Raw genomic sequence first — 6800 nt, forward strand, 5'->3', positions numbered from 1 at the left:
TGTTTTACCTTGGTTTTTATTTGAGTTTTATTACCTATTAATTGGTGTTTTTCGTGAACTGAAACCTTGACGGAACGCCGTTTTTATTTTTGGGGTTTTTATTTTAATTATCTGATTTAAAACAAAAAAAGCGCCAATTAAGGCGCTTTTAACTAGATGTATAGATTCTGGATTACGACTGCTTAGCCGTTTCTAGCTTTGCTTCTTTACCTGCTTGCTTCTTTTCAAAGCGAGAGATCCACCACCATGCGATACCAGAGAATACCGCTGTCATGAAGACGTTGATGAAGAAGGCTTGAACAAGGTCAACACCTGTCGGGAATGCCGATGCTGTCATGCTCACAATGAAGATACCAATCAGTACCGATACTACTGCCATACCTTGAACTCGAGTACCCATGCGGAAATCACGCGGTGTGTCGTCGTGTTTCAAGCGGAATACAAAGTAGGCCACCATGATGAAGATTGGCGGTAGCATTGCGGTACCTGCTGTTAGATTGATTGCTGTATTCATCATGTCTTGTACAGATTCAGAGCCGAAGCCGTTCACCACAAGCATCACGAATACAAACGCGAACTGCCACCAAGCTGCACGTACTGGCACGCCGTGTTCGTTAAGCTCTGTTGTCTTCTCGCCGTAAACACCTTTAGGGATTTCAGAGAAGTGAATTTTTACTGGAGCTGCTGTCCACATCATCATCGAACCGAACATAGCAACGAATAGGATAATACCGACGAAGCGACCCGTTAGAGATTGTGAAATGTCGAAGTAGTTCGCCATACCTGTGAAGATTTCAACCATGCCGCCAGCGTAGGTCAGTTCATCACGAGCAACGAATACGTTTACTAGAAGAGAGCCCACTGCGTACATTGCGCCGATTGCGATACCTGCACCAATGATAACCTTGATGAAAGACTTGTGACCGCCCTTAACATCGTTTAGGTAAGCGGCTGCGGTTTCTGCACCACCGGCTGCTTGGAAGATCCAACACATGATACCTAGCGTTGCCCAGTTGATGGTCGGTGTCATTGCTTCAAGCGTGATTGGTTCTACTGGCTCATGGTTGCCGCCCAGTGCCATTAGTGCACCGATAACGTAGATTGCAAACAGAGCGAATACACCGTAGGCCACGATCTCGGCAATCTTACCTAGCCAGCTCGCGCCTTTGGTTGAGATGTGAGTTGCTGCAGCAAACAGAGCAATCGAGATAGCCGATGTGACGACTGGCGAGAAGGCGTATTCATAGCCCAACATCGCGTAAGACGCATAGGCGATTACGTTTGGTAGCAGGGATACAAACCAGAAAAGGTTTACGAACCAGTATAGGAAGGAACCTAGGTAGGCTGCTTTTGAGCCTAGTGGTTTTTTTAGCCAGTCATACATGCCTGACTCAGAATTTTTATTTGCTGATACGAATTCAGCAATGATGAACACGAACGGAATGAAGTAAATAAGGGTCGCGAGCAAAAAGATAGGGGCTGAACTCAATCCCAATTCGATGTTGTTGTTTACAATGTTGCGAACGTTAAATACCGCTGCAAATGTCATGGAGAGTAGGGCAAATTTGCCTAACTTACCGCGTACAGATTCAGACATAGTGTCCTCCGAGGAATCACGTAATTATAGTCGTTATTTCTCAATGCTTCCTTGTAGGGAGGAAGCATTGAGGCTTTGTTCAGCATGTTGGAGCCTTGAACGGCAAGGCTCGATACATACTGTGAATAGATAGCGTTATTGTTTATTTATTGAGGAAGTAACCGTCTTCAATGGTCACTTTCAGTACCACTTTTCGAACTCGGTTATCACCGTGGAAACGGTAAGCCTGATTGTTGTCAAAGATCGCCACTTGGCCTTCAGCTAGCTCACGAGTTTCACCGTTCCCCATTAGGTGTTCGCGGTCGGTTTCATCGCTATAAGCTTGGATCTGCTCTAGCTCTGATTTCGCTGCGAATTCAACCGTTTCACGGCCTTCTAGGTAGTAGTGCACGTCGAAGTAACGACGATTACCGGTGAAGTTTTCTGTGTTACGAGCCACACCGTCTTCAATCATGTAAGCCAGTGAATCACCAATTGAATACATCACGCCATCTTTGATGTTTCCGATGTTTTCAATCGCTTCTACACAGCGTTGCCATTTACGACCATCGCGGTAGACGACTTGAAATTGTTCTAAGTTCTCTAAAACGATCATCGCTTATGCCTCGTTCAGTTGTGGTTGAGCTTTTGGTGCATTCACCGTAAAAAACTCATCGCCAAAGTTGTGATTGATTAGGTGCTGCGCATCGCAATCGCCTGCTTGGAATGGAATCAGAGTTAAACCGTAGCGGAACTCGTCCATGTAAACGCGGTAAGAATCGAGCACTTCGCTGCCCCAAGAGTTAGAGCCTAAGCCCATCACTTGGTGATCTAGGTTTAACGTGATGTAACCGCTTTTCTCTAGCTCAATGGTGTGTTGTGCTTGGTGCAGGTTTTGGTTGGTGTAGAACCATGCGCTGAAGTTGATTTCTTGCTGTGGTTTTACTGCAATACCATTACCCGCGCGGCTTGAAAGCGCAGCCCAACGAACGTGTTGGCGGTTGCCGTTGTTCTGTGGGAACGGGTAGTTCTCGAACATGTCTGCAACGGTTGATTGGTACACATCAATCATGTTGGCTTGCTTGCTGTCTTGGTAGTTCTCTTCAGGGCCGCGTCCGTAATATTGGACTTGGTCGAAGTCGCCGTTGATGCCCATATCAAAACCAATCACAGGAATTACATGAGGGTACTCACCGTAACGTTCGCCGCTTAGCTCAACGTTCAATTGGCCTTCAGCATTAACTTGGTAGCGATATTCACAACGCATGCCGAAATCGAATACTGGTGGAGCAATGATGCTGGTGGTGGTGATCTCTACCTTGCCATTTACCTGTTCAACGTTAACGCATTCAAGGTCAATGCTACGGAAGTGCTCCTGCATAATTTGCAAGTGTGCAGGCTCCCAGTAACCATCGTGCTCTTGTTTATGGTTATCGATCATTGGCTTGAAGAAGTTCAGCTTAGGCTCAGACTTAATCAGTTCCTCGCCATTCACTAACCATGACGTCAGTTTGCCGTTCACTTTCGAGAAGTTCAGAGCAAAGTTGTGGCCTTTGATTAGGTAGGCTAAGCGAGATTCTTCAACATTCAGTGCTGTCGCATTATTGTTAGTGAAGGCGTCAAGCTGTGCTGTGTTCTCTTTCACTTGGAACTGATAAACCGCAATGTCGTGGTTCGCTTCGCTGTATGAAGTACGAGAATCCTTACGAACTGTAAAGTTCACAAACACTTCACGCTCATCAAGCTCTGGCAAATTAAGCGTCAGTTCACGGCTAGAGTTCTCAGCCAGCTCTTCAATCTTGATGTGCTGTACGGCAATGGTTTCACCCTCAGCGCGGATTTCCGCAGTGATGGTGTAATCATCGATGTTTGAGAACCAAAGCTTGTTGTCTACTGTGAAGGTACCCGTTTGTGCATCGAAATCGCGAAGCTTCACCGGGGCAATCACTTGCTTGTACTCTTTCAAGCCAGGGCCTGGCGTTTGGTCTGGGTAGATCAAGCCGTCCATGCAGAAGTTGTAGTTGTTCGGGTAGTCACCGTAGTCACCGCCGTACTTATAGAACTCAGTACCCGCTTCATCACGCGCTAGAATGCCGTGGTCACACCATTCCCAAACGTAGTGACCTTGAATTGCATCGTGCTTGTAGAACACGTTTTGGTATTCGGTTAAGCCACCTGGGCCATTACCCATTGCGTGTGCGTATTCACAGATAATGCGTGGTTTTTCGTGTGGGAATTCACCGAAGGCATTCATCAGTTGAGCACGTGAGTACATGGTTGAAATGATGTCGACTACTTCAGCATCACGGTCTTCTTCATAATGAACCAGACGCGTGTCATCAATTGCTTTTGCTGCATCGTACATAGAGCGGATGTTGCAACCGTAACCAGACTCGTTACCTAGCGACCACATGATGATAGAAGGGTGGTTCTTCTGAGCGTGGATATGACGTTCGATACGTTCAACAAACACCGCTTCCCATGCGGCATCGTTAGTGATGCGGCTTAGGTCGCCAACGTTAGCAAAGCCGTGAGTTTCGACATCGGTTTCGCCCATAACGAATAGGCCATAAATATCACACAGTTCGTAGAAGCGTGGGTCGTTCGGGTAGTGCGCCGTGCGTACTGAGTTGATGTTGTGCTGCTTCATCAACACTAAGTCTTTCTCTACGCGATCCATGCCAACCGCACGACCTTTTAGGTGGTCGTTGTCGTGACGGTTTACACCGTGCAGCATCACGTATTTGTTGTTGATGTAGAACAGACCATCGCGAACTTTAATGTCGCGGAAACCAACGCGCTGTGGAATCACTTCCAACACCTTGCCGTCACCATCTTTCAGCGTAAGCAGCAGTTGGTATAGGTAAGGGTTCTCAGCGTTCCATTGGACAGGGTTAACCACATCAATAGAGAATTGAGTACTCGTATTGCCATCGACACTTAAGCTATCTACAGAGCCTTGCGAGATAACTTGGCTGCCATCGAGCAATGCGTACTCAAGGGTTGCGTTTGCCGCTGCTGCTAGGTTTTCTAGTTCCACTTTGCATAACAGGGTCGCGCTTTGGTAAGCGTCGTCGAAGTCAGTGCGAACGGTAACGTCTTGAACGTGCAGTTGTTCTTTACCTACTAGGTAAACGTCACGGAAGATACCGCCCGTCCACCACATGTCTTGGTCTTCAATGTAGGTAGAGTCGGCCCACTGCATCACTCGAATAGAAAGTAGGTTGTTGCCTGCTTTTACCTGGCTAGAGATATCGAACTCAGCGGTTAGGCGGCTGCCTTTGCTGAAGCCCACGTACTCGCCGTTTACGTAAACTTCGAAGTAAGTTTCAACGCCATCAAATTTGATGATGGTTTGTTTTTCGTCCCAGCTTTCGCCAAGGAAGAAAGAGCGTTGGTATGCGCCGGTTGGGTTGTCTGATGGTACGAAAGGCACGTCAATTGGGAATGGGAAACCTTCATCTGTGTATTGAAGATCGCCGTGGCCTTCCATTTGCCACATGTTTGGAACCGTGATGTTGCCCCAGTCGCTCATTTCCTGAGAATAAAACTCTTCAGGAACCAATAGCGGATTGGTGAAGTAGCTGAAATTCCATTGGCCACTCAATAGTTGGAAGTGGCTGCTCAGTTCACGCTGAAACGTTTTTGCATTTTTTTCTGATGCGTATGAGAAGAAGTATGCACGCGGTGCCATACGGTTCTCATGTAAGTTCAGGAAGTTTTCCCAGTTGTTCACGTTGCCTCTCTCTCGGTCTAAATGCAGTTTGCTGACCGACGTTCTTATGCGTAATTGGGTCGTAGTGAATACGAGTATTTTTGGACTGAGGTAATTATTAGTAAAAGTTTTACTAAATGAAATTAGTGAAAACGTTTTACTTTAACTTCATCACGTTTTTTATGGTCTTTTTACGGTGCTGTGTGATCCACTTAAAAGAATGCTATTGGCTGTTTTATGCAGCAGGTTAAAGAGGGGGACATGTGTCGATTGATGTATGTGACGGGCACAAAAAAGGCCACCTTCAACAAAGGTAGCCTTAATTTATCTATTTGATATATTTAATTATTTTGTTGTATCGCGTAGCTTGAGTTTGCTTGGTACATAGACGCGTAATGGGATGGTTCGGCCGTCGCGTACTTTCTCAATCAGCAGGTTAACGCCTTGAATTCCCATCAGTTCAGAGTGAATACGAACAGTCGATAAAGATGGGAAGGTAAATTTAGCTGTTGGGATGTCGTTTACACTGATCAGCGCAATATCTTCAGGAATGTTTAATCCGTGCTCATGAACTGCTCGTAAAACGCCAATTGCGATGGAATCTGACGCAATAAACATGGCTTTAGGGTAGTCACCCGTCGCGAGCATCTGTTTTGCAAGCTTGTAACCTGATGAGCTAGAGAAGTCACCACGGTAGATGTCTTGTTCACTGACAACGTTCTTGAGGCCACCATATTCAGCAAAAGCGACTTCACGAATATCAGGGGTGTTGACGTCGTCTTGGCCACCAATAAAGCCGATACGCTCATAGCCTTGGTTGATAAAGAAGTTGGTGATCTCTTTGCTGATCAAAGCCAGGTCGATATCGACAGAGTCATATGGTTCTGAGTGATCGGTAAAATCGACATAACAGATATTATCGCTCAGCTTTTTAGCTTGCTCTATAACCTCTGGTGTCATTCTTCCCACCAACAAAACACCTGTGATCGGTGCTGAATTGATCTGTATTTTACTTTCATAACAGTTGGTTAGCTTAACTTCCATCTTTTCACATTGGGTTTCAATCCCGTGGCGAATCGATAGATAGTAAGGGTCGTTAACCTCAGCTTCTTGCTTGTAGTTATACAGTGCTAGAAAGTGATGGTTTTGTTTTTTACTGCTAACGGTTTTTCGTGAGCTGCTGGTTTTGTATTCCAACTTCTCTGCAATTTCAAAGATACGCCTTTTGGTCTCTTCCTTGACGCTTAATGTTGGATCTTCATTGAGAACCCTTGAAACTGTAGCCAATGATACATTCGCTTCAGTCGCGATATCTTTTAACGTTGCCATACTCACTTCCTGTTATTGGAACATTGCGCTGCTTTGAAATTGGTATTTAGTAAAAAAGCAATGCACCTCTTTATTCTACTGACCTATTGTAATCAAACTGGACGTCATTGCATTAACTTTTAGTAAAATAAATGTCCAACTCATCTGTGATGTCTCAAATCTAACTATCTATAATTATCT

Annotated in this window: 4 protein-coding genes; all 4 read right to left on the minus strand. The window is 45.5% G+C overall.

Going from position 1 to position 6800, the window contains the following annotated elements; genetic code table 11:
• Positions 1-172: 172 nt before the first annotated feature.
• The 4 genes from AB4517_RS18890 to ebgR all read right to left on the minus strand — a co-directional run bounded on the left by AB4517_RS18890 (position 173) and on the right by ebgR (position 6620).
• The gene (locus tag AB4517_RS18890) at positions 173-1597 is read right to left on the minus strand and encodes an amino acid permease (RefSeq protein WP_017063320.1); all 1425 of its coding nucleotides are present in this window, start codon (positions 1595-1597) and stop codon (positions 173-175) included.
• Between the two features lie 142 nt (positions 1598-1739).
• Positions 1740-2192 carry a beta-galactosidase subunit beta gene (locus tag AB4517_RS18895; protein WP_372129078.1) on the minus strand — a complete coding sequence of 151 codons (453 nt, stop codon included), beginning with the start codon at positions 2190-2192 and terminating at the stop codon, positions 1740-1742.
• A 3-nt stretch (positions 2193-2195) separates the two neighbouring features.
• Complete coding sequence (gene ebgA / locus AB4517_RS18900) at positions 2196-5312, minus strand: beta-galactosidase subunit alpha (RefSeq protein WP_372149191.1); 3117 nt, start codon at positions 5310-5312, stop codon at positions 2196-2198.
• A 324-nt stretch (positions 5313-5636) separates the two neighbouring features.
• Entirely contained in the window at positions 5637-6620 is a 984-nt protein-coding gene (gene ebgR / locus AB4517_RS18905; protein WP_017069515.1) for a transcriptional regulator EbgR, read from the minus strand.
• Positions 6621-6800: the final 180 nt, after the last annotated feature.

The sequence above is a fragment of the Vibrio sp. 10N.222.52.C3 genome, from assembly GCF_041474195.1.
GTDB classification, from domain to species: Bacteria; Pseudomonadota; Gammaproteobacteria; order Enterobacterales; family Vibrionaceae; genus Vibrio; species Vibrio crassostreae_C.